The 24,291-nt window shown below is 44.8% G+C and carries 22 protein-coding genes and 2 tRNA genes; 4 read left to right on the forward strand and 20 right to left on the reverse strand.

Translation table 11 applies throughout. The annotated features are described in order from the left end of the window. Nucleotides 1–37: 37 nt before the first annotated feature. Nucleotides 38–322, forward strand: a complete 285-nt coding sequence (locus tag EXM22_RS00560; RefSeq protein ID WP_149484634.1) for a DUF134 domain-containing protein — start codon at nucleotides 38–40, stop codon at nucleotides 320–322. 27 nt (nucleotides 323–349) lie between these two features. Here EXM22_RS00560 and EXM22_RS00565 read toward each other — a convergent pair whose 3' ends face one another. Continuing rightward, the gene (locus EXM22_RS00565; RefSeq protein WP_149484635.1) at nucleotides 350–1,114 is read right to left on the reverse strand and encodes an MBL fold metallo-hydrolase; all 765 of its coding nucleotides are present in this window, start codon (nucleotides 1,112–1,114) and stop codon (nucleotides 350–352) included. Nucleotides 1,115–1,136: 22 nt separating this feature from the next. Further along, nucleotides 1,137–2,081 carry a CobW family GTP-binding protein gene (locus tag EXM22_RS00570; protein WP_149484636.1) on the reverse strand — a complete coding sequence of 315 codons (945 nt, stop codon included), beginning with the start codon at nucleotides 2,079–2,081 and terminating at the stop codon, nucleotides 1,137–1,139. Between the two features lie 142 nt (nucleotides 2,082–2,223). On the opposite strand from EXM22_RS00570, the gene EXM22_RS00575 reads away from it, so the two are divergent. Next, nucleotides 2,224–2,937: a hypothetical protein gene (locus tag EXM22_RS00575; RefSeq protein ID WP_149484637.1), complete on the forward strand. Its 714-nt coding sequence runs from the start codon at nucleotides 2,224–2,226 to the stop codon at nucleotides 2,935–2,937. Nucleotides 2,938–3,090: 153 nt separating this feature from the next. Here the strand turns inward: EXM22_RS00575 and EXM22_RS00580 are convergent. From EXM22_RS00580 to EXM22_RS00610, 7 genes are all read right to left on the reverse strand, one after another. Beyond that, a tRNA-Met gene (locus tag EXM22_RS00580) sits at nucleotides 3,091–3,163 on the reverse strand. 232 nt (nucleotides 3,164–3,395) lie between these two features. Further along, nucleotides 3,396–3,468, reverse strand: a tRNA-Met gene (locus EXM22_RS00585). An 88-nt stretch (nucleotides 3,469–3,556) separates the two neighbouring features. Then, the gene (locus EXM22_RS00590; RefSeq protein ID WP_149484638.1) at nucleotides 3,557–4,258 is read right to left on the reverse strand and encodes a PrsW family intramembrane metalloprotease; all 702 of its coding nucleotides are present in this window, start codon (nucleotides 4,256–4,258) and stop codon (nucleotides 3,557–3,559) included. Between the two features lie 3 nt (nucleotides 4,259–4,261). Further along, a complete protein-coding gene (gene hisC / locus EXM22_RS00595) occupies nucleotides 4,262–5,317 on the reverse strand; it encodes a histidinol-phosphate transaminase (RefSeq protein ID WP_149484639.1) in 1,056 nt (351 codons plus the stop codon). Between the two features lie 50 nt (nucleotides 5,318–5,367). Next, nucleotides 5,368–6,777: an ATP-binding protein gene (locus EXM22_RS00600; RefSeq protein WP_149484640.1), complete on the reverse strand. Its 1,410-nt coding sequence runs from the start codon at nucleotides 6,775–6,777 to the stop codon at nucleotides 5,368–5,370. Next, nucleotides 6,774–8,969 (reverse strand): MFS transporter, encoded by a 2,196-nt coding sequence (locus EXM22_RS00605; protein ID WP_149484641.1) that lies wholly within the window; start codon nucleotides 8,967–8,969, stop codon nucleotides 6,774–6,776. The genes EXM22_RS00600 and EXM22_RS00605 overlap by 4 nt, the downstream gene beginning before the upstream one ends. Nucleotides 8,970–9,057: 88 nt before the next feature. Beyond that, nucleotides 9,058–10,038 carry a YeiH family protein gene (locus EXM22_RS00610; protein ID WP_149484642.1) on the reverse strand — a complete coding sequence of 327 codons (981 nt, stop codon included), beginning with the start codon at nucleotides 10,036–10,038 and terminating at the stop codon, nucleotides 9,058–9,060. A 105-nt stretch (nucleotides 10,039–10,143) separates the two neighbouring features. Between EXM22_RS00610 and EXM22_RS00615 the strand changes: the two genes are divergently transcribed. Then, the gene (locus EXM22_RS00615; protein ID WP_149484643.1) at nucleotides 10,144–11,031 is read left to right on the forward strand and encodes a LysR family transcriptional regulator; all 888 of its coding nucleotides are present in this window, start codon (nucleotides 10,144–10,146) and stop codon (nucleotides 11,029–11,031) included. 232 nt (nucleotides 11,032–11,263) lie between these two features. Here EXM22_RS00615 and EXM22_RS00620 read toward each other — a convergent pair whose 3' ends face one another. The 10 genes from EXM22_RS00620 to EXM22_RS00665 all read right to left on the reverse strand — a co-directional run bounded on the left by EXM22_RS00620 (nucleotide 11,264) and on the right by EXM22_RS00665 (nucleotide 20,465). Further along, a complete protein-coding gene (locus tag EXM22_RS00620) occupies nucleotides 11,264–13,231 on the reverse strand; it encodes a GNAT family N-acetyltransferase (protein WP_149484644.1) in 1,968 nt (655 codons plus the stop codon). Continuing rightward, nucleotides 13,228–13,797: an HDIG domain-containing metalloprotein gene (locus tag EXM22_RS00625; RefSeq protein WP_149484645.1), complete on the reverse strand. Its 570-nt coding sequence runs from the start codon at nucleotides 13,795–13,797 to the stop codon at nucleotides 13,228–13,230. The genes EXM22_RS00620 and EXM22_RS00625 overlap by 4 nt, the downstream gene beginning before the upstream one ends. Then, on the reverse strand, nucleotides 13,787–14,749 hold the full coding sequence (locus EXM22_RS00630) for a sulfatase family protein (RefSeq protein WP_149484646.1): 963 nt from the start codon (nucleotides 14,747–14,749) through the stop codon (nucleotides 13,787–13,789). Before EXM22_RS00630 ends, EXM22_RS00625 begins: the two co-directional genes overlap by 11 nt. 14 nt (nucleotides 14,750–14,763) lie before the next feature. Then, the gene (locus EXM22_RS00635; protein WP_149484647.1) at nucleotides 14,764–15,498 is read right to left on the reverse strand and encodes a sulfatase-like hydrolase/transferase; all 735 of its coding nucleotides are present in this window, start codon (nucleotides 15,496–15,498) and stop codon (nucleotides 14,764–14,766) included. Nucleotides 15,499–15,697: 199 nt separating this feature from the next. Further along, a complete protein-coding gene (locus EXM22_RS00640; protein ID WP_149484648.1) occupies nucleotides 15,698–16,564 on the reverse strand; it encodes an aminotransferase class IV in 867 nt (288 codons plus the stop codon). Between the two features lie 24 nt (nucleotides 16,565–16,588). Next, nucleotides 16,589–17,422 (reverse strand): 5-oxoprolinase subunit C family protein, encoded by an 834-nt coding sequence (locus EXM22_RS00645; protein WP_149484649.1) that lies wholly within the window; start codon nucleotides 17,420–17,422, stop codon nucleotides 16,589–16,591. After that, nucleotides 17,422–18,168 (reverse strand): LamB/YcsF family protein, encoded by a 747-nt coding sequence (locus EXM22_RS00650; protein ID WP_149484650.1) that lies wholly within the window; start codon nucleotides 18,166–18,168, stop codon nucleotides 17,422–17,424. Before EXM22_RS00650 ends, EXM22_RS00645 begins: the two co-directional genes overlap by 1 nt. Next, on the reverse strand, nucleotides 18,158–18,820 hold the full coding sequence (locus EXM22_RS00655) for a 5-oxoprolinase subunit B family protein (protein ID WP_149484651.1): 663 nt from the start codon (nucleotides 18,818–18,820) through the stop codon (nucleotides 18,158–18,160). Before EXM22_RS00655 ends, EXM22_RS00650 begins: the two co-directional genes overlap by 11 nt. After that, complete coding sequence (locus tag EXM22_RS00660; protein ID WP_149484652.1) at nucleotides 18,817–19,689, reverse strand: glutamate cyclase domain-containing protein; 873 nt, start codon at nucleotides 19,687–19,689, stop codon at nucleotides 18,817–18,819. Before EXM22_RS00660 ends, EXM22_RS00655 begins: the two co-directional genes overlap by 4 nt. Beyond that, complete coding sequence (locus EXM22_RS00665) at nucleotides 19,686–20,465, reverse strand: putative hydro-lyase (RefSeq protein ID WP_149484653.1); 780 nt, start codon at nucleotides 20,463–20,465, stop codon at nucleotides 19,686–19,688. Before EXM22_RS00665 ends, EXM22_RS00660 begins: the two co-directional genes overlap by 4 nt. Before the next feature lie 199 nt (nucleotides 20,466–20,664). Here EXM22_RS00665 and EXM22_RS00670 point away from each other — a divergent pair, with 199 nt between their 5' ends. Then, nucleotides 20,665–22,905, forward strand: a complete 2,241-nt coding sequence (locus EXM22_RS00670; RefSeq protein WP_149484654.1) for a methyl-accepting chemotaxis protein — start codon at nucleotides 20,665–20,667, stop codon at nucleotides 22,903–22,905. Here the strand turns inward: EXM22_RS00670 and EXM22_RS00675 are convergent. Next, the gene (locus tag EXM22_RS00675; protein ID WP_149484655.1) at nucleotides 22,891–24,279 is read right to left on the reverse strand and encodes an MFS transporter; all 1,389 of its coding nucleotides are present in this window, start codon (nucleotides 24,277–24,279) and stop codon (nucleotides 22,891–22,893) included. The genes EXM22_RS00670 and EXM22_RS00675 overlap by 15 nt on opposite strands. Nucleotides 24,280–24,291 lie beyond the last annotated feature (12 nt).

The following is a 24,291-nucleotide window of genomic DNA, read 5'->3' on the forward strand; positions in this document are numbered from 1 at the left end:
CTGAAAAGAATTGATTAGAATGCACAAAGGAAAAATTATGCCCAGAAGACATAAACAAAGAAATTGCCGCCGCCTTGAAGGAAAAAGAAATTTTAAACCATCGGGGATACCATCGATGAAACTCGAAAAGACTGAACTCCATTTGGATGAATTTGAAGCCATTCGGCTGTGTGATTATGATGGAATGAGTCAGATCGAAGCATCCCTGTCTATGGGGGTCTCCCGGGCTACAGTCCAGCGTCTCCTTCTTTCAGGAAGAAAAAAAATTGTAGACGTCTTACTCCATACGAAAGAACTCATTATCAATGAAAAATTGGACTGATTCTGTCCTCCTAGTCATTCTGGTCCTTTAAAATTGTATCTGATCAGCTGTGCTTGCCTTGAAAATACCAAATCCATTATAGAAATCGGCCAGAACAGGAAAATCAACACAGTGCATGGGGTAGAGAGAACGGGGCGCTTCTTTTTTAAAGTAGGCGATTGTTTTATCCACCGTATGGGGATCATTGCTCATCAAATGAAATCCACCTATAACAGAAAGCAATGGTTTGCCGGTCAACTCCTTCGCATATTCACAAATGTTGCAAATCCCTGAATGTGAACATCCGGTAAGAACCACGACACCCTCTGAGGTATTGATAGCCAGAGCCGTATCATCTTTCATGGGATCATCCTTATACATCCCTCTTTCAAAATTCATTTTCCTGGGAATTTCTCCCAGGAATATAATATCCTCGGATATGTAATATGGATTTTTGGACTGGCGGATCTCAAAATCATCCTGAACTGTTCTTCTGGTTTTTTCTGATAATTTATCTAGCAGGTCGGGATGAAACAATAATGGCTTTTTACCAACAAAGTTGTGATGGACAATCCCGTCAGTATGATCCCAGTGATAGTGAGAAAAAGCAACAATATTGACCTTCTGCAGATCAATTTTCAAGGCTTCCGCATTCTTCCAATACAGGTCCGTATGACCTGTATCAAAGAGTACCCGGTGATTTACTGTTTCCAATAAGGCCGAGAATCCCCACTCGCTTCGGCAGTGCCTGGCACCCTTATGGCCAACCTGGTTTTCACAGAGAATTGTAATCCTAGTATTGCCGTTCATCATTCATTCAGTATGAACAGGAACTTCAGATGTTATCAACCCTGAACAAAGCTGAAAATCTGTCTTTCAGGAATTTTGTTTCTTCTTTCAGGCAGAAAAATGTCAAAAGGGAATCCCCTTTTGGGATTGTATCGGCTGGGGGCGAGTGGAGGCTTGTCTGTTCTCCATCGAATTGCAGGTTCAATACCTTTCCTCTTTGGTAAATAAGAGATTTTAATCGGATTATTTTATATCTGTTTTCGTTAATGATCGTTTTCATTTCAGCAATCGTGCCAGTAAACCTCCCCTTTAGTGATAGAGATACAATTCCATCCTTACCCGGGTTAAATCTATCAAAGTTAGAGAGAGCAGGGCTGCTTGAATTCTCTCGCTTCTGTAATGATGTGGACAACGGTTCGTCCCATATTCCCTTACGGCAAAGGACAGATCCCGTCAGTCCAGGATAATGTAGACTGAGTTTCTCTCTTGTCTTGTTCAGCAAACCACCGTCGTACATATCTGCCTTGGTCATTAGAATCAAGGGCTCTCCTTCAAACTGACGCGAATAGGCAGGAAGGACATCATGATAACGGTCGCACTGACGGGCGTCCACACAGACCAAAACCTGGGAAATAATGATTTTTGCCGAAGGGAAGTTTTTATCAATCATCTGTTTCATTTCCCAGGGGACAGCTAAACCTGTGGCTTCGATGAAAATTTCATCGGGCTGTTCTTCATTTACGACCTTTAAAAGTGTGTCCAGCAGCCTTTCCTTCAGACTGCAGCAGATGCAGCCCCCTGTTATTTCTTTTTTGGAGTAGACCCCTTTGGAGATCATCATGCTGTCAATATTCACTTCACCAAAATCATTTATAATGACCACGGTTCTTGTTTCCGAATCCAGACTTTGAAGGAGGGTATTGAGAACCGTCGTTTTTCCACTGCCTAGGAACCCACCTAGGATTGTTGTTTTTATTGGCATTGTATTCATAGTTGGGAGTATAGGAACAGGAGCGCTAAGCTGTAAAGTGGAAACAGACCTAATCGATAAATATTGACTGAATTGATACAAAGTCCTATAATTACACTAATAATTATTAAAAATACAAAAATAATTATATTAGGAGGATTCTATGAAGAAAATAATTTTATTATCTTTGCTTGCCATATCAATGATTTTCATGGGTTGCGGCAAACCCGCCGCTCCCGCGGCTGCTGCCGCACCAGCTGCGCAGGCTAAAGCCGTTTCCGACGGGAGCGCAGACCTGGTTATCGATTTCCAGACAAACCTTGCTGCCGATGATGCAGAGAGCCACTTTAACTGGAAAGGTAACATCCGCTACATGGCTGCAGAAGATTCTTATGATGCCGTAAGTGGAGCTTCCGCTAAGGGTTCTACCCACCTGTTTCAGGCATATCTATATGATGTAGAAGGAAATCCTACAATGGGAACCGGTCTTAGAGGACTGTTTTTGTATGGTGTAAACGATTTAGCCACAGTTCAGCATGATAATCTGAATGCTTCTAAGGCTGCTGATGGTACCATCATGATTCAGTATGTTCACCGCGGTACAGCCTATCGGTTTTTCACAGACTCCGATGGAATTCTTTCTCTGCCTGACGGATCTTTTGAAAGCAGAAAGATTGGTACTCCTGATGCTATCGAAGCTGCCTTTTCTTCCGATGGAACCGCTTCTGGTGTAGACTTTGATAAAGTATGGGCCAGCGATGTTATGTTTGCCGGTGCCAGTGACAAAGCCATGTATGTTTTTGACGGTGATCTTCAGGTCACTCTTGAAAATGATATACTTGCCATAAATGGTGTACTAACAGCCGTTGAGCAGTAATCTCAAACTTTACTGATTTGAATCATAACCGCTGATCCTTGGATCAGCGGTTTTTTTATAACTGTGAGATTTTATTGGCGGGGATTAATTATAGGGTAGGATTTTGACTTTATAATAAAAAAAGGATCACCCGATTGTGATCCTTTAAGACTATAGCAGGGGTAGGACTCGAACCTACGGCCTTTGGGTTATGAGCCCAACGAGCTGCCAACTGCTCCACCCTGCGACGTTTGCTTGAAGAAGATATGCTGTTTGCACACTAATGTCAATAAAAGATCAGAAATTATATTTAAAACATAGAAAAATCTAGAATTTACCTTTGGCATAACTATAAAAATAGATGTTTTTAAGTAATTCCTCAATGGCGTATATTCTTGTTTTCCGTCTTATATAAATGGTGTATTTCAAAGGCTTATAAATAAAAAACAGCAAAGATAAATCTTTGCTGTATAAACTATTAGCAGGGGTAGGACTCGAACCTACGGCCTTTGGGTTATGAGCCCAACGAGCTGCCAACTGCTCCACCCTGCGACGTTGGTTTCAAGAGAATATATTGATTCTGGATTATTGTCAATAGAATATTTTAAAAAGTTCATTTTGTTCGCACAGACGGCAATTCTCAGACCCTGTAGGCTTCTCTGTCCTCCCGTACGGCCCGGCTCATCAGAGTTCTGGTGTGTCTGTATAAGATCAACAGCAAAGGGATGACCAACCAGGCAAGCCATGTTTCTGTAAACAGAAAAAAATCATAGAGGCCATGATAGAAGATGGCTAGGAATAACCCGAATGTGCGATTGTCTTTCTGATCAAATTTGGCTTTGCCTATATAATAGCCCATGAGTCCCGAGGCTAGGCCATGAAGAGGGACCGATGTGATTCCCCTCATAATCAATAGGCTCCAGGGATTGGAGGAGTTCATGCTGTAGAGGATGTTTTCCATGAAGGCAAAACCAAGACCTGCTGCCATTGTATATACAATTCCGTCATTGACTTCGTCAAACTCAGGCAGGGGGAAGATGTACCTGTTGACTACGGCCATTTTACAGCTTTCTTCTACCAAAGCAGCAATCACAAAGGCTTTCACAGCTGCTAAAGCCAGGGGGGAGAGATTTTCCGGGATTATGCTGGAGAATAGCAGTTCTATAATGAGAGCCGGTAATGTGGCCCCAATGCCCCACAGAAAGGCCTTCGTCACAGTTTTGCGAGGTTCCGGCCTTGGATCTCTTTTGTAAAAATATCCAAGGAGGACCAATGCCGGAATGAGGGCCAGGAGAAAGTTGATGACCTGGGGAAGCAATAGAAGAGAAAAAATGAAAAACACCTTTTATTCCCTAAGACTCTTTAACAGCCGTATGAATTCTTCATTTTGTTCCTGTGTGCCTATGGTGTATCGTATCCAGTCTTCCATGCCGAAGGAAGCCAGAGGGCGGATTGCCATGCCCTGATCCAGGAAATCATCAAAGACTTCTTTGCTGTCTTTTCCTATCCTTATACATATGAAATTGGCCTCGCTGGGATAATAGAAATAATTGTCCCTATCCAATGCCTCGTACAGATACTTCTTTCCTTCAGAACAAAGGTTCAGAGTTTTTTGTATAAAGTCATGATCGTTTAGGGCTTCAGCCGCTGCACATTGAGCTAAGAGGTTCACATTGAAGGCCTGTTTTGCCCTGAAAATTTCTTGGGTCAATGAGGGGTAAGCCATGGCGTAACCGATTCTGAGGCCCGCAAGGCCGTAGATCTTTGAAAAAGTTCTAGTGACAATAAGGTTGGGAAAATCCATCACCAGATCACAGCCGGAACCAAAATCTTCATGAGTTGCAAATTCTGCATAGGCTTCATCCAGTACCAGTATGACATGATTGGGAAGGCGCTTTAAAAAAGAACGGATTTCATTTTGTTTTAGAAATGTTCCTGTGGGATTGTTGGGGTTTGCGATAAATACAAGACAGGTCTCGTCTGTGATGGCTGCCAGCATTGCTTCTGTATCAAAAAAGCCATCTCTAAGAGCTATCTTGATGACATGTCCACCAAAAAGTAGGCCCGAAAAATTATACTCTGAAAATGTCGAGTCTGCAGTGATGACTTCCTGACCTTCTTCCAGAAAGGTTCCTGCGATGAGGGCGAATATTTCATCAGATCCATTGCCTACGATGAAGCATTCCGGGGCCAGCTTGTAGTGGTCGGCCAGGGCAGATATCAAGGTTCCCGATCGTCCGTCAGGATAGCGGTTGAGATGGTTTAATTCCTGCTGTATTGCATTGAGGGCTTTGGGGGATGGGCCCAGGGGATTTTCATTGGAGGATAGTTTTATTGCACCAGGTTTTGTTTTACCGGCAATATAAGGGGTTACGTTTCTTAGGGTCTTTCGGATTTTCATGGGTGCTCCTTGTCATGGAAGGCCTTAATCTTCCCGGGGGTACATATGCGTCAGTGCTTACAATATTTATGGAGCATCTGCTTAAGGTCAATAGGACTGACTGGTTTTCCTAGAAAATCATTCATCCCTGCATCAGTAATTTTTTTCATATCTTCATGTAGAGCCAGAGCCGTGAGGGCAATAATCGGTGTATTCTCCTGGGTCTCTTTTTCAAGGTCTCGAATTTCCATAGCCGTTTCATAACCGTCTTTTTCGGGCATCTGTATGTCCATGAGGATTAAATCCGGCTTGTGTTTTTTGTATTCCCTGATGCCTTCGTTTCCATTTTCTGCGGTGATGACCCTGTATCCTGCCTTTTCCATTGTCCTTACGGCCAATAGCTGATTGATCCTATTATCCTCCAGGAGGAGGATCAGAGGTCCCAGAGGAAGAAACACATCGGCATCACTTTTGGGGGGAGAATTTTTATGAATCCTGGGTTCTTCCTTGCTTTCATCCGGTAGCAGTAGGGGTAGGAAAAATCTGAATCTGCTGCCCTTGCCGGCTGCACTTTTTACATCAATCTGGCCACCCATCCGGCTTGTCAGATAAGCACAAATTGCCAGCCCGAGACCCGTCCCCCCATATTTTCTTGTTGTTGAGGCATCGACCTGTGTAAAGGACTGAAACAGCAGATGCTGCTTCTCCTTGGGGATGCCAATTCCTGAATCGCTGATAGAAAAAAACAATCTATGGGGACTCTTCTTTTTATCAATATGGCTAGATAATTCAATGAATCCGTTGGGAGTAAACTTCAGGGCATTGTTTAAAAGATTCTGTATGACCTGCCCGATTCTGATGGGGTCGCCCATTATTACCTCGGGTAAATCAGAGGCTGGGTTGTACTTAAAATCAACTCCCTTTGCTTTTGCCTGGGGAATGAAGAGTTTCACTATGTTTTCAAGCAAACTATGTATGGGAATTGGAATATGCTCAATGCTCAGGTTGCCGGATTCCATCTTGGAAAAATCAAGGATATCGTTAATGACCCGCATTAAGGAGTCCGCCGACAGGTGTATGATATTTAAGTACTCCTTTAAGACAGGACTTATGTCTTCTTCCAGAGCCAGATCTGTCATGCCGATGATCCCGTTCATAGGTGTTCTGATTTCATGGGTCATAGCAGCCAGGAACGTATTTGTATCTCCCTCCTGGCTTGTTTTGTTTTCATTATCCACCACATTCAAGAGCCACATAATCGGACCGGATACTTCATCTCCGGATATTTTCTTCAGAGTTATTTCTTTTTGTCTGGGAGTCAGAAGGGCATGAATGTGACGTCCCTTCAGGTCCCCTTCCTCTAAGTTCAGCATTTTCCCGGCAAAGTCATTTGCCGACTGAATCAAGCCGGAATGATCTGTGATAATCAGAGCTGTTTTCATATTGATGAATAATTTTTGTAGCTGGGCTCCTGTGATCACAGTTCTCCTCCTTTTCTGAGTATCTGATAAGTATAGTACAAAGCGGCAATTGTGTTGGTGGGATCCGTAAAATTCAGATCAAAACTTTGAATGGAACGGACGACGGGAATCGCGGCTCCTTCAACTCGTCTCTCTTCACTCAATTGCTTCCGGCACCAGGTCCATATTTCGCTGTATTTCCCTTTACTAAATGAAGAGTCCATATGATCTCTGGCCTGAAAGAAGATATCCATTTCTCTTGTTTCATCCAGAAGAATATGCAGACCTTCTCCAGATTCCTGGTTATTCATCTGGTAAATCCAAGCTATGGGGGGACTGAGGTTTTGCTGGCGGCAGATCAGGGTAATCACACTCTGTTCGTAACTTTCTCCCAGCTCTGCCTGTTCCCGGGAGAATGTTTCTTCCAGCCATGGTCCTTGAGGGTCCATATTGTGGAGAGCGATAATATAATTTAAATCACTGTGGATATTGCCTCTCTTCCCCTGTATGAACTTTTGAAATATGAGGTCTGTTTTTTCTGTGTTTCCGATTCTGCCCAGTGATTTTGCGGCGGTGGATGCTGTTATGGGATCAGGATCATCGAGGAGTTCGATCAGCGCCTTTTCTACGGCATCCATGGGGTAAGACCCCAGAGCAAAGATGGCGGCGTTTCTGGATAGAGAATAGACGTTTTGGGCTTCTCGTATTAATTCTGGGACTAGTTCTGGACGTTTTTTGTCAAAGAGTGTTTTCATTATGTCAGATTTTTCTGAGCTTAGAGGGTTGAGGAACATCTGTCTTATTTCATCATTGGCAAGAGATGAACCAGTATAGGCAAGTGAAAGGATCAGTGTTTTTCTCTTGAGGTTGCTGTTGCCGTTATTCAGTCTGGTAATATCCCGGAAGGTCCTCATATGCTCCAGTGAAAATATCATGGCCCAGGTCTTTCTTACAGTTGTACTTCCTTCTTCGCTGAATCTGGCAGCCGTTATGGCTATGAGTATGCTGAACAGTAGCCCCAGAGAAAAAGTCAGTCCATAAATATTTATATAAGGCAAATTGCCTGCGGTACTGGACAGGTCCGCCAACCCGCCGGCAAGAAAACCGAGAAGAAGTGCCAGGAAGGAGGTGACCACAATGTCCATGGATGTAAAACTTATGGTGCCTTCATCGGGAATGGTCTGGACAAAAAGTCTTGCGGACAATAGGGATAAAATATTTTGAATGAAAACGGTTAAAAATCCCAGAATATAGAAGAACTCAGGACTCCTGTCGGGCTGGATTCCCATCCATGTAGAAAATATAATGCCCGCCGTAATGGCGGCGGGGAGTATGAAAGGCCGACTTCCCAGTCGGTCAGCAAAGGGTCTGATCAGCAGAGCTGCAAAGATAGAAGATGTTGTAATGATTAGGGTGTACATGAAAATCTGAGACGTCGAAAACCCGGCGTATTGTCTGAGAAAGGGAATTGTCATGGCTGCGATAATCTCAATGGATATGGCACTCCATCGCAGGATGAGAATTGATCTATCTTTTTTCTGTTTCATGGCTTTGACAAAAATCTTGCCCATATGTTCACCTGGGATATAATCCACAACTTCACGGTTGGGAATTTTTTTAAGATTCAAACTGGCCATTATGTTCATCACAATTCCCAACATCTGCAGGCTAAGTATCCCTGTCAGTTCGGATAAGAATGTGAGAGATGTCCAAACAAAACTAAAAAATCGTGATAACAGGGCCATCGTGTTGAACCGACTGGAAAGGGTCATAATCACCTCTCCTCTGGTCCGGCTGGTCGAGACCATCTTCTGTATTGTCTGCTGAACGGCTACTCCTATGGTCCGGACCATACAAAACATGGTATAGGTCGTCAGAATCAGATAAATAGCCGGGGGGCCGGATAGGAAGGGCAGGGCAAGATAAGCGAGGCAGATGATCCCTCTGAGCTGCCAGGCAATATACCCCACCATCTTGTTTGATTTCCCCCTGAACAGACGGGGATATAGAATCAACAGGCCTCCGGTGATGTAGGCCGCTGCAGAAATATAGCCAAGTTGAGTATTGGTAGCGCCATATAAAATGGCCAGAAGATAAACCGTGGTATTGCCTAGAAAACTGAAGCCAATGCCGTTGAATGAGGCAAATCTAAAATAATACTTTCTGGCTGTTTCTCTTTCTTTTTGAGATAGGTATTTAGTTTTCTTTATCATGAGCAGATGTATCCTGTATTAAGAAAAGTGCCTCTGCTAAAAAATAATAGGTTTTAAATAGGCTCAGGTAAAGAAGAAACCATAAAAATTATAAGAATAGTATCTGATAAGGAAAAACAATCAGAAAGGTAAAGAGAATCTGTCCGGCCCAGGTCAAAATGCCTGTCATAAGGGAGTTCTTTCCCTGCTGTGCCAGTCCCCGGAATGTAATTTTCATTCCAATTCCCGCCATGGCGGTTATGAGTAAAACTTCCCCTGAAAATTGCAGTGCTTCTGTCATAGACTCCGGCAGGAAACCCGCTGTATTAATTGCCGAGAATAGGATGAATACCAGTATGTATAGGGGAACCTTCGCTCTTGTCTTCTTTTCCAGGCTGGCAGCCTTTGGATTTCTTATGAACTGGACAATCAGAACCACCGGTGATATCAGGAGTATCCGGCCCATTTTCACAATTACCGCAACCTGGCCGGTGTCGTTTCCAAGGGAAAATCCTGCGGCTGTTACCTGACCAACGGCCTGTAAGGTATTGCCTATGATCATCCCTTTTATCTGTTGGGAGAACAGGGGGGTCAATGACAGGAGGAAGGGGAGGATAAAGATCCCGGCAGTTCCCAGTAAATTGATGATAGCCACAGACATGCCCACATTCTTCTCGTTTGTCTTAACCACCCCTTGGACAGCCACTATGGCAGAACTACCGCAGACTCCGTTGCCAACTCCAATAAGGAGAGCTTGTTCTTTTTCTATTCCAAAGAGTTTCCCCCATATCAGGGCCGTCAAAATGGTGAAGGGGATTCCAAGGAAGATAAGAATCAAGGGTAAAACACCAAAGGATAAAAGGACGTTGTAATTCAGTGAAAAACCCAGCAGGGCTATGGCAACTGGCAATATCTTCTTTTCACTGAAGCTTATTCCCGGGGTGGCTCTGGAGCTGATTTTGAAGGTATTGGCAAGGAGCATTCCCAACAGAATTGAAAATGTTACGGCTCCCAATGGTAGAAACAGTCCCAAAGTCCAGGCGATGGTTCCTAATAAAGCACAGATGATGATTCCTGGTAATAATTTCATATAACCTCTCTTGGGCTCAAACTATCATAAGAAAGTAATTAAATATATTTATATATTATTATGTAAACATAATAAAAACTTAAGTGTTTGTGTTATCTTATAGACATGTTGGATTATAGAATCATTACTTTTCTAAGTGTTGTAGATCAGGGCACTCTGGCAAAGGCTTCGGACAGATTAGGCTTAACTCAGCCAGCGGTTTCGCAGCATATCAAGTATTTGGAAGGATATTATGGAATCCCTCTTTTTGATCATATAGGGAGAAGGCTTGTTCTCAATGATGCAGGTCATCTGCTTTACAAATTTGCCAGGGAGGCCGAGTCTCTTTTTCTTCAGTTCAGCAGGCAGGCCACCAGTATGACAGAAGGAAAAAAACATTACTCTTTGGGGGCTACCCTGACTATTGGAGAGTTCATCCTTCCCAGCTACCTTGGTCAATACAGAACTACTCATCCTGAACTGGAGCTGACCATTCAAATTGAAAATACAATGAACATACTCCATCTTTTGGATATGAAGAGGATTGATCTTGCCTTAGTGGAGGGTCCCTTCGATAGGACCAGGTATAAGAACCGTCTGTTGCTCCAGGATGAGATGATTTTTATTGGAGACCGGAGTTTTGTCCCGGAAAGTTCCAAAGCCATCACTTCTGAAGAGTTGGCAGGCAGCAGATTGATTCTTCGGGAAGAGGGCTCCGGAACACGCTATTTTTGGGAAGAATACTGTAAAGAACATAACATCCACATTCCCAGAAGTTCTGTGACCATGGAAATTGGGAGTCTCAGTGCCATAAAATCTCTTGTAGAAGCGGGAGTGGGTTGTTCTGTCATGTCCCGCTGGGCAGTCAGACAGGAACTCCTATTGGGGACTCTCCGATCCAGGCCCTTTGCAGCTGGACCTCTCAAAAGGAATCTCTACTTTGTTTATAATGAAGACTCTCCCCATACCTTCATACATGCTTTTGCTGATTTCATCGAAAAACATACCTTGTAAGCTTCAACGAGGAGATATAGCTTGAATTGTATTTACCATGACAATGTTCTGAGCCGATGAGCTGAGTCGTTCGAATTTTTTTTATTTTTTTGTAACCACTTCTTAAAAGCCTGGTTTCCAAATTGTAGAACAGCAAGAATTCTCCTGATTAAATTGTTTTTTTCATTTTGCTCGCCCCCGGGTTTCCTCCTTTTCCCGGGGGCTTTTTTTGCTTCTTTAAAATTAAGGGTCCTTAATCTGCTGCGACAATGAAGTTTTGAAATTCGTCATCCGCATCGCGTGAATATTTGACAAGTTCATCATCCGGGCAGGATGCCATTTCTGCAAAGGTGCAGCTGGCGTCAGTGTCGAGGTCTTCGCTGTGTTTCATATAGGTTGTTTGATACAGGGATAGCTTTTTTTGTGGATGGATTCCCATTTCTAAGAGCTTCTGGGCACCTTTTTTTATCAATTTCAGTTTATTGATCAGGTCTTCATGGGATTTAACAGTCCACACACCTAGAAAAATCGGTTTGTCATGGTTGTTCATGTCACCAATAAACTCACCCCGCAGGAGTTCTTCTTTTTCCTTACCAAGGTAGGGGGCAAAATCAAGGTGCTCTGCCAGCTTTCGGTCGGTGGCACGAAAGTCTCCGTTTTCTGGGTCCATTGTGAAGATGATTATATTTTCGTAGGCTTGTCCATAACTTTTAAACATGGCCCCCCTGTAATCGTTATCCTTAATCACCTGGTTTAACTTATCTTTTCTAGCTTTGATTTCCTGTGAAATCTCCAGTAGCCATGTCTTCATATTTTCATACTCGCATCTATAGACACTTACTTCCTTTTCCAAGCCCTCCAGGGAAAGGGCTCCTTCAATATAGGATAAGGCGGTTCGATAGACATTTCTTATGTTATGAAATTTGCTGAACTTGAGGATCAGGTCAAATAGGAATATTTCCATTTTTCGAAGCTGCCAGATAGAGGCGATAATGGCATTCCTGTCGGCTCCTTCATATACTTCCGGTTTCTCCCAGAGTACTTTAAACTCATTGAGGCGCCTGTCCATACGGACGTACCATTTATTAGCAAATCCGGAAACCTTTTCCAGTTTGATTTTCCAGGTCGTTCCTTTTCCAAGCTGGCTGGTGACTTCTATATTCCCGGCTCCAAAGGTTGAAAAAATTTGGCGGGTCCCCAGGCCTTCGCCCGTTTTATTTCCCTTTGTCGTTCTCCCAACGAAGGCAGGAATACCCTCGGAGTTTTTTAATAGTTTCTCCTTGGCCATTCCCTGACCGTTATCTTCCACTTCCAGGTAAATAAAGTCTTTAATTCTGTATAAGGATATCCTGATGATTCCTTGGCGTTGAGTGTCGGCTATGGCATCCAGGGCATTGGAGACCATATTGACCAGGGCACGGCCCATGTTGATAAAAGAGCCTGGAACGAGAGCCGATCTTGTTTTTAGCTCAAGATGGAGTTCACAGGGAGTTGTGGACGCCTCAATGTAGGGAACAATACGTTCCAGTATGACTTCCTGGAGGTTCACATTATGAAGAATCTGCATATTGTCTCTGAATGAATTGAGCATGTTTACCATCGTTGTCGTTTCACGGTTGATGTCTTCGATGATTCTGTCTGCATTATCCATGGAGAGCATGTCCACCATATTGGACATGAGGCGGAGTGTCTTTCTGGCATCGTGCCTTGTTTTCCCAATCTCCTCACTGGCCGAGGGTGAGAGGGAGTCCTTTTTTTGCCTCTCTATCACCAGGATATCATGTTTATCCGCTAAGAGATGGCTGTATACAAGATTCCTGTACACCATGGGCTCACCCTGCCGAAATCCTTTATTCTCGAAGAACTCTATGGTATCTCCCTGTTTCTCCCATATGTACAGGTAGACTCTCCCATTGCCGGGTATTTTTGAGGCCAGGTATTCCACAAAGGCGGTGCCGATTCCTCTCCCTCTTCCGAAGGGACTTGTGACCAGTTTATAAATATGGAAATTGCGTTTATATCTGTCCGTATAAACCTGCATGTACCCCAAAATCTCACCTTCATCGATCCAGACGCAGCTGTATTCCCGGCTAATCTCAATATCGGGGTCGCGGATGTAGGGAGAGGGAATTATGAAGGTATCTATGTTTAGGAGCGGATTCCGTATGACTTGGTCCTCAATGAGCTCTGTCAGGGGTTGTATGTTGGGGAAGCTTTTCACTTCGAACCTGCCAGACCAATTTCTTCTGCGGCTGTTTTCATCCCCTCTATGGTCATGGCTATTAGATCTCCAGTTTCCATCTCCAGCATTGAGGCTCCTTTTTCAATGACGGCTCTATCTACTCCTGCGGAGAATCCCTTGGCTTTCCATTTCTTCTTTACAGATTTAACTTCCAGATCCAGAATACTTTTTGAGGGTCTAACCAGGACCGTAGCCGTAATCAGTCCGGTCAACTCATCAGTGGCATAGAGAACTTTTTCCATCTCATGAACGGGTTCTACGTCACTGCATAAGCCCCAACCATGGGAGACCACAGCGTGAACGACCTCTTCCGGCCAACCCCGGTCTCTTAATATCTCTGCCGATTTTACACAGTGTTCCTGGGGATATTTTTCATAATCAAGGTCGTGGATCAATCCAACAATTCCCCAGAACTCTGGGTCGTAGCCTCTGAGTTCCGCGGCATGGCGCATCACCGCTTCTACGGCCAGAGCATGGGTATAAAGACTCTCACTCTGGTTGAATTCCCTGAATAATGCGAGGGCTGCTTCTCTGTTAATCTGCATTTTTATCTCCCGTTGTGTGTTTTGATTTAAGCTTTTTCTCCTTTTCAAGGAGGTCTTTGATCTTCTTATCCTGAAATCCGCCCTCTTTCTGCCATTGTTCCAGATCGAGTTGTTCCAGTTCAACAAGAGGTTCATTTTCTATACATTTAAGAACTTCATCCATAAAATTGTTCATACTGGATTTTTCTCTCTCATCCTGAATCTGATCCTGAAAGACCGGGAATGACGGGAGCCGGGGAGCTTGATTCCCCGAATCTTCCAGAACTACAAAATCATCATCATTCAGGCAACCATCGGGGCCCCAGAGCCTTTCCTGTTCCAGGAGTTTCTCTTTCATCTGATTCTTGATCTCAATAATTTCAGCATTGTGAGAACTAAAGAGCAGGTTTCGGCTCTCCGAAGGATCTTCTGTGAGGTTGAAGAGCTCCTCACGTCCCTCCCTGTAGTAATAATTGTATTTGTAATCCTGAGTCCGGAGGGATATCCACCGTCTTATGCCCGATCCATATTCCACATATTGTAAATTCCGGTTTTTCTTTTTTGTATCCGTCAGGAGGCTTTCTCCCGGGAGTTTGGTGGTTTTATAGGAAATTTGAATTCCTGCGGCATCCAGTATGGTTGGCATTATATCGTTTAAATCGACAAACTCATGCACCTTTTCTCCCGGTTCTATCAGCTCTGGATAACTGAGAATACAAGGAATACGTGTACAGCTGTCGTAGGGCAGGCCTTTGGCAATGGTTCCATAATCCCCCAGAAGGTCTCCATGGTCACTCACAAAGAGAATGAGTGTATTCCGTCTCTGATTTGTATCTTCAAGAGCATCCAATATCCTTCCAATATTGTAATCGACCTGACTTATGGAGCTGTAATACAGTTCTCTGTAGCGTCTGAACCACTTTTGGGGAATACTCCTAAACTGACGGGCGTTCTCATCTGCCGCGGGGCTCAATGGGCTTGTTGTCTTCAGGAGTTCAGGGAGTTCTTTATCGCTGTAAAGGTCTGCAAAGCGCCTTGCAGGGTCCTGGGGGGGCGGGGAGAAATCCAGCTGACCTTCATGAGCCAGGGATGGCGGCCCCTGTTTGTTTCCAGGAAATCCAACGCTCTGTCTGCGACCCAGGTATCATCCTGATGCTGCTCGGGTAAGAGGGGACTCTGAGGGACGTAGCGGAGAATGTTTTCACATCCGTGAATGTTCAGAATATGTCCCCAACCATTCTCCTTGAGATACATGGCATAGTCATCCTCTTCTCTGAATGCCGGATTTGATTCCATCAAATGTATCCGGTCGTATCCTCTGTGGCGTCGCCGGGGAATGAATTGATTTTTACCAATGGCTACTGTTTCATACCCATGATCAGAAAGAAGCTGGGGGAATGTATTGATCCAACCGGGCATGCCGAAGGTTCTATTGTTTTCCTGATATCCGTGGATTTTTCCTGTCAGTCCTGTCAGAAGGTTATGACGTGCAGGCATTCCGTCTGGAATGGGGGTGAAGGCATGGCTATACAACCTGCCTGAGGCTGCCAGACGGTCCAGGTTAGGAGTATACATGAAGTCGGCACCGCTGGCATTTATGGTATCCCATCTCTGCTGATCGGTCATCAGCAAGAGGATGTTTGGCCTTTTTTCACCCTTCTCATTGTTTTCATGATCATAGGGAATCGCCGATAGAGAATCTTCTACCTTTGAACTGTCCATGTTGTACTCCTGTTTTGTTCCCCCTCCTTGTCTACAACTCTGTGGGTCAACATTGAAGATTAAGAAGGGTCTGTTTTTAATATAATACAGGAGATGGGGACTGGGGAGGGTTTTATATCCTAATTTTATTTTTGTCTTCTAAGATGATGAGGACCTATCGGTACAGAGCCCGCTATGAGATCCTCATGCTTCGCTGTTGTTAAACTGCTGTTTTTACTCTCTCCGCATGGCCTTCCTGTCCATAGCGTGTTGTAAATTCTTTGAATTTCTTCATGATTTCAGCACTGTGAACACCAATCTGCCCATCCCCAATTTGGATATCATCCACCTGAATAACAGGGACAATTTCTTTATTTGAAGCGGTAATAATAATTTCTTTTGCTTTGGCAATGTCCTCTCTGCTGATATCGCGGAGTTCTACAGCCTGCTGTTCATTCATCAATTCAATGATGACGGAGCGGGTGATACCAGGAAGAATCCCTGCTCCGGGAGTGACCCATTTGTTATCCAGGTAAAGGAAAATATTGGTTGTTGTTCCTTCTAGAACTCTTCCGTCTCTGTCTACATAAACTGATTCTACGGCGTTGGATTTGATGGCTTCTTGCTGTGTGAGCACTGCATTCATGTAGTTTGTACTCTTTGCTTCGGGGATATAGCGTTCAACATCCACAGTTATGATTTTCACTCCCTTTGTATACCACCAGGATGGCAGATCGTGTTTGGGGGTTACCATGACAATCAGCTTACCCTTGCCTTCCGGGGTTACAGAATCGTGGCTGGTTCCTCCGGTGTAGACAATACGAACGTTAGACTCTTCATTGTCATTCCGTTCCAGAGTTTCCATGACAATGTCAAAAAGGGCCTCTTTAGTGCAAGGCAGGTTCAGGCCTACTTTCTGTCCTGAATTCACCAGTCTATCAATGTGTTCTTTAAGGTAAAAAGGTCTTTTATTATAGGTCCTCATAAAATCAAAGATTCCATAGCCTCTCAGCACAGCCATGTCGTTAACAGACAGCACAGCTTTTTCAGAATCTACAAAATCTCCATCCAAATAAAAAATGCTCATTTTCCTCTCCTTGACTCCATACTTTCAGTATTGTCTAAGTTTGTTGATTTCAATATTTTTAAGCCGGGCGACTTCCCGGGCAACTTCCATGGTTACTTCTTTAAAGTGCAGGACCTGTCCCGGCGCATACTGGGCCAGCAGGTCCACATCGGCGCTGATTACATTGAAGACTCGCGGATACCCGCCCACTGTCTGGCGGTGTTTTAGGAGGACAATGGGACCTTTCGGGGTGAGCTGAACAGTCCCGTCGCTCACTGCTTCGGAGATCATATTCCCGGTTGTTTTGAGGTTCAGCTGCTTTTTGCCGCAACTGAGGCGCATTCCCATATCGCTTGTTTCCCGTGTTATGGTCCAGCCTTCATTGATAAAGAGTTCTGGGTTTTCTAAATCCTTATATTCAGGCCCTCGAATCAATCGAATCTTGTGATCCTTATCCCTCCAAGAGGCAATCGAATCAAAGCTTCCTCTTTCTTTTCCTTCTATGGTTAAATCCTTCCTGTTTGACCAACACAGATAGGTTCTGAAACCATATTCCCGGGGACCAAACTCAAGGGTCCAGCCTGCATGGGCCTTGATCACAGAGCCATGGGGTACTTCTATGGTCCTCTCATCCTTTTTCAGGGTGACCGTGCTGAACTTAGCTCCGGTGAGGATGAAAAATCCTTCTTCTACCACCATGAACCGGGGAGGGTAGATCAGTTCCAGAGCAGGGTTGTCAGGAGCATTGTATAAAAGGGCATTTCCCGACTCATAAGCAAAGAGATCCATGGCTCCTGCCGGGCTGACCCCTCTATCCTGAAGTCCGAATTCGGGAAGCTGTATCTTCTTATAGATTCCTCTGTTCAACTCTTTAAACATTATTTTTTACTACCGCTTTTTTCCCGACCGAATGCTCTTTGGAGCGCCGTCGCCAGGGTGAGGGATATTTCAGAGTCGGAATGGATGCAGATTGTCTGGGCCATCAGAACGGCTTCTTTCTGTTTGACCTGTCCGTCTGTTTCATAAAAGGCTGTCACCTTCTGATCGTTCATTATTTTCAAGGAGTGCTGGACCGCCTCATCCAACTCGTGGATGGATGCATAGTCCTTGCTCCGGTTTACCAAAGAGAGTTTACCATTCTGAGGATTTAGGGCATAACGGCGTTCTGCAAAGGCTTCAGCCATGACTGAGATGCCCAGATTCTCACAGGCAAGGGCCAGTTCTGAATCAAACTGAGTCACAATGCTGTTTATCGAATTCTTTTGGAGCCAGTTTGCCAGCAGTTTGGCCAGGCTGGCATCGGAAGCTGCGTCATTGTAGAGGGCTCCGTGAAATTTGACCGTTTTGACATCGGCCATGAGGGCATATTGATGATCCAGGGAGTGAAGGAGTTCCTCCTGTTGGATGTTCATGGTCAGTCTCCCAAAGTTTTGTTTGTCCGGATAGGACAGATGGGCCGTTACATCCACATCAAAGCGATCTGCCAGGGTTCTAAATGCCCTTATCGATGCGTTATCTCCCGCATGGCCACCACAGGCTATGTTGGCTATATCTATGTGCTGCATCAGGGCTGTATCAACGGGATGATCAGAACCTCTTTCTCCGATATCACAATTAATCTTCATTCAGATTCTCCACATTTTTCATAATTATAATGTCACCCGGTTCCACCTGTTTTAGAAGCTCTGGGTCGGTCCGTCCAATGAGATTCCACCCCCCCGGAGATTCTTCGGGATAGACTCCTGTCTGTCCCCCTCCTATAGCGACTGCTCCGGCGGGAATCCTGGTCCTCGGAGTCTCCAGCCGGGGTGTTTCTAACAGAGGGTTGAGCCCAAGAAGGTAGGGGAAGTAGGGTTTAAACCCCACCATGGCTACCATGTAGCGACCCTCGCAGTGAAGGCGTATCACTTCCTCTTTACTCATGCGGCAATGTCGGGCTACATCCTTCAGATCTTCACCGTCGTATACCACGGGGAAAATGATTTTTTTCCCTTCTAGAGACGGAATTGTTTTCTCCTGCTCAAGACGAGTCCAGTAATCCCGAATGGCAGAATCCAATTCTCTCTCCATTTTTTCCAAGCCCTCTTTTGAGGGGGCAAAGTGAAAGGCAATGGATTTATAAGAGGGCACTATGTCATGGATTCCCCACTTTTCAAGGAGGTCCATTTTTTTAAATTTTTTGTAGATAAACAGTGTTTTCCGGACAAGCTCTTCATCTATTGTCTCTCCAAATGACCAGCAGAGACAGCCATCACCGATGGGATAACAGCTGATCATAGGGCCAGCTCCCGAAGTTCCACTTCGTCGGCCACAAGAAACATTTCATTGTAAATTGCACTTTCCCAGGAGGCGGCGAGGCCATCCACAGTGATGTCCTGTTTCCCGGTGACGCCGTCTACGGCACCAGCCTCAACGATGTCTCTGATAATATTTTGAAGCACTTCGGTCCTCTGCATCAGATTCTTTTCCATCATGCGTGAAATGAGGGCCGCGGTGCCATATCCTGCCCAGTTACTGACTCCGGCACAGATGCAGTAGTCAGCTGAAGTACGGCAGCTCAGTTTCTTTTGAATATGCAGGTCTACCGCATCTGACACGAGGCCCATGCCCAGCTCATTTCCCCCGTCACCAATGCCAATGGTGATTATATTTTTTTCTCTGGAGAGTGTAAAAACCTCATCCAATGAGGCATGGTAGGAACTTATGTCTCTGCCTGCAAAATTGTAGTATTTTCCATCAGCAGCCTTCCCCGGCCGTTCCAGAGCAATGAAATGAGTTGTTTTGTCAGTAAACAGCTCACTTGAGTCGATCTTTTTCTCAACATCGAGGCTGCAGTAGTTTACTGAACTGTCAATGTATTTCATCCCAGCCTTGAATATTCCTTCGGAATGACTATCAAAGAGGATAGTTACTTTTTTGCCGGCTTTCACCAGTGTGTCTGCAAGAATAAGAGCTCCGGGAGGTCCATCTGTTTCGATGGTTTCGGCCTTCAGTATATAGAATCCTGTGGCCAGTAAAATATGGTCTCCCCTGAGCAGAGAAAGAGCCGAGGGCAGGATTTGGTTTTGTACGGCCCAGTTTGCCAGTCCTCTGTTTCCGGGATCCTGCTGTATGCGCTGTTCAATATATTGGGCAATATTTTTCATATTTTAAAGTCCAGGTCTTTGAGGTCTCCCACAAACATATGTCCGGGGGCATGTGAAATCACCAAGGGTGGTTTTGCCTGCATCACAGCCATCTGAGGTGTGACTCCGCAGGCCCAGAATACAGGGATTTCTCCCTCCCGCAGGGTGACAGCATCACCAAAATCGGGCTGGTTCAGATTTTTTATACCAATTTTTTCAGGAGATCCGATTTGTACTGGTTTTCCATGTACTGCCGGGTATTCTCTTGTGATTTCTGCAGCTCTTTCGGCATCGGAGGGTGTAAAGGGTCTCATGCTTACAACCATGGGAACCTCTTTGAATCTGCCGGCGTCACGGCACATGATATTGCTAATATACATGGGAACATTCCGACCTTCGGTTATATTTCTGACTTCCAGTCCTGCCGATAAAAGGGCCTGTTCGAAGGAGAAGCTGCATCCCAATAGAAAATAAACAAAGTCATCCTGCCAAAGGGTCGAAATATCTGTGACTTCTCCCGTGTTCTTTCCGTCTTTGTATACGATGTATTTGGGGATATCCGTTCTGATATCTCCGTTTTCGGCCAATATCCGTGTTGAAGGATCTCCTGTCTCTCCCACTTCGAGGATGGGACAGGGTTTGGGATTCCTCTGGGCAAAAAGTAAAAAGTCATAAGCCCAGTCACGGGGGAGAATCACAAGGTTTGCCTGCACAAAACCCGGTGCTTCACCGCTTGTGGGGCAGGTCCAGGTTTGGTCTTTGATGGCTTTTCGGATGTCATTTCCTGTTTTATACATGATAACCCTATATATAATACGATAAACGATGAATTTGTACGGTAAATGTACTAATCTCGTATTTGAAAATAAAATAACATATATGCTTAAAAGAGCTCAATAGTTTTGATTTTATTTTGTCCTCTCAAAGGATGATATTCTTAATCAAAAATGTCTTTCATCTCTTTACAAGATCACGTTTATAAACAAGTATTTGATTATGAAAAAAATCTTCTTAGTGCTGGCTCTACTGCAATTTGTATCAACCATGGTTTTGTGGTCCCAGGATATAAAATCAGGTTCTGTTGATCTCTCATCCTATCCTTGGGAAGAAGGACCCGTTGCCTTGAATGGGGAGTGGGAACTGGCATGGGAAAAGCAGATAACAAGGCCGGAAGGTTCCGGTTTTTTTGCCGAAGTTCCTGCTAACTGGAATAATTACAAACCCGATGGAGAGTCCAAAATTGGCAGTACAGGCTTCGGAACTTTTAGTCTAACCGTTGTTTTGGCGGAGGATAGCCCTCCTTTGGCACTTGAGATCAACAAATTATACAATGCTTACAATTTATATATAAATGGAGTTTATAGCGGTGGTGCCGGTATCGCCGGTACTGATAAGGCTACAACATTACCTCTGTACGATAGCGAAATTTATCCTATTCCTCCAGGAATCACACGCTTGGAAATCAGTATACAAGTCAGTAATTTTCACCAATATACCGGAGGATTTCAGGAAGAGATTTTTCTGGGAGAATATAAAAATATTAAGAGCCGCTGGGATCTTGGGCGGGGGATGGAAATGCTCCTGATTGGGGTCTCTCTGGCTCTGATGCTTTATTATCTTGTTTTGTATCTTTTTATGAGAGAAAAGACATTTTTGTATTTTTTTATATTCACAATGACTGCTCTTATCAGGTCCCTTGTCACAGAATCCATGTTCCTTCAGGAACTTTTTCCTTTTATAAGTTGGAATGTGACAGTTCATCTGGAATACCTTACATTCGCCTTCTTGGGTATTGCCATGATCGTCCTCTTGCGCAGCCTTTACCCCGAGGATGTCGGAAAACCTCCTCTGCTTATTTTTGGTGTACCTTCCGTACTCTATGGTGTGCTGATCCTCTGTACTTCTCCTTTGTTCTTTACGTCTTTTATATCGATTCAGCAAATCATGCTCACCTTTGAAATCCTCTATATCATGTATGTAGGTGTTCTCGTAACGGTTCGAAAACGCAACAGTGCCATCTATACCCTTGTGGCTGTTTTCTTCCTTCTCATCAGCTTTGTCAATGATGTGCTTAATGCCCTGTTAATCATTCATTCGGGAGCCATCCTCAGTTATGGTATGCTTGGTTTCCTCTTGAGCATGGCTTTTCTATTAGCCAGAAGGTTCACTGATGATAAAAAGGAGAGTGATCGGCTGAGGAAGGAACTTGAGGTTTCTTCAAAGCAGCTTGAAGATTTATTCCATGAAATCAGAGAAGCAGGTGGCTCTTTATCCCAATCGGGAGAAGCCCTGAGCCAAAGCATGGTCACTGCCGACAGAGTTGTCGACGAAATCACCGAGCATATCAATGAGGTGAATCAGGAAATTGTATCCCAGAATCAGGGATTGAAAGAGACGGGTGAGGCTTCTGCCTTGTTGAATGAGTTTCTAGGTGGCCTGGATGTGGGGATCAAGAGACAATCGGGAGAAACTGAAAAGGCCGCAGAAACCATTTCGTTCCTCTTGGAAGAAACAGGACAGCTTATCAGCCGCTTTAAGGATATGGAAAATTCCTTTTCTTTTCTTTCTTCTTCCAGTGAGAAGGGCGAAGTTCTAATGGAAGGGTTGAGCCAGTTGGCAACGGCAATCAGCAGACGGTCTGAAAATCTGGTGGAAACGAATGACCTGATTTCCGGTATATCGAGCCAGACCAATATGCTGGCCATGAATGCAGCCATAGAGGCGGCTCATGCCGGAGAGGCGGGGAAGGGCTTTTCTGTTGTGGCCGAAGAGATTAGAACACTGGCAGAACAGACGGCTTTACAGTCTACCGAGTCGGATAAAGAGCTGAAGGAAATATTGTCTGAAATTAAGAATATGGTAGATACTTCTGGATCTGTAGAAACCAGTTTCAGAGATATTCATTCAGGAATTCAAGCATTTCAGGATACCATAGAGAAAATGAAAACAGTCCTGGATGAACAGAGCACTATGGGAGATGCAATCCGGGGCAGCCTTTCATCGGTACAGATGGAATCGGACTATGTTATCCGGGAATCCGGTGAAATCAGAGGTAGCAGTGAAAAGTCACAGCAGAGTCTGGATCAGCTCAGGACCTTGAGTGACAGGGTGAATGAGCGGGTGAAGGAGATGCTGGGCAGTACTGAAAAGCTCAATTCCGCATTGACCACTGCCCGGGATATGGAACAGTCCACAACCCGGGCCATTTCCCGGCTGATTGCTCTAACCAAGACTTGACGCTTTCCGTTTATGCAGTAGAAAGGGCAGGCTGATCATGCCGATGAACCCGGCGGCATAGACTCCCAGCCAACCGGTCTGCCTGTAGTCTCCCCATATTTTTTCCATGAGGCTGAATCCCCAGGGACCCAGGGCGCTGCCGGCGACTATAAAACTCATGGCCATGCCAGAAATGGCTCCCAAGTGTTCCCGTCCGTACAATTTTGGCCAGGTGACGGAGTTTAAAACACCGAATAGACCGCCTGCAATGCCGAAGCCAATGATCAGAAGGGCTGCGGCCCCACCTGTATAGGGTAGAGTGAGAGCATAGGCCCCTGTAATGATGGACAGGATCGTCAGGTAGTAGTGGTATTTTAAATCGATTATATCGCTGAGCCAGCTTCCCAGGAAACGAAACCCCAGAGATAGGATGGATATGGGCAGGAAGATTGCCACAGCCTGTGCTGTTGTTTTTCCCTGTGATCCGAAAATGGATGTGATATGAAAGGTGAAACCCGTATTGTAGAGGGCCCAAAAAAATAGGAGGAGCATATAACACCAGAGTTTAGGGTCTCGCCTGGCCTCTCCCAGCGTGAGGGATACCTCCGGGTCAGCGCCCTTTTTCCGGCTTCCAGTCTTAATTTTCATTCCCTTTTCCATTTCTATGCCACACTCTTCTGGGCTGTCTCTGAAAATGGCAAATATAAAAGGAGCAATCAGGACGATCATAACAATACCCATAATCATCCAGGAGCGGTCCCAGCTGGACAGGTCTATCATTCCCTGAAGAATCCGGGGGGCATAGGAGAATCCAAAGGAAGTGAAGATTCCCATCAGGGCGGATGCATAGCCTCTGTGTGAGTCGAACCAGCGCATCACCATCCCTCTGGATACCAGTGTCAGAACACCTTGACCAAAGAATCGGATGCCGAAAAATCCGACAATCATAAAAGAAAAGGCCATTTTCTTGGATGAGATCTTCAGGAGGGCAGAACTTAGGGCCGTCACTTGAACCGATCGGGAGAGCAACATCAAACAGAGGCCCAGACCCATGGCTGAGCCGGCCGCTGCAATTCTGGCTCCGAAGCGATCGTAGAACATCCCAGCGCGGGTCATGACCAGCGAGCTGATCAGGGTCCCTATCATATAGGCTGTGGAAATTTCTATACGGCTGAGGTTCAGGTTTTCAATGAGATGATCCGTGTAGACCGAGACGCCCATGGTTTGACCGGGAATGCTGAAGAGGATTCCCATGGCACCGGCTACTAAAATGATCCAACCATAATAAAAGGGAACTTTCCTTGGTGAAAATGGAAAATCTCCCGGAATGAAGTGATTTTTTTCTGTTTTGATAAGAAACTCCTTAAAAACGATGCCTATTATACATAGATTCAAGATCTATTGAAA

It is taken from the genome of Oceanispirochaeta crateris (assembly GCF_008329965.1).
GTDB lineage: Bacteria > Spirochaetota > Spirochaetia > DSM-2461 > DSM-2461 > Oceanispirochaeta > Oceanispirochaeta crateris.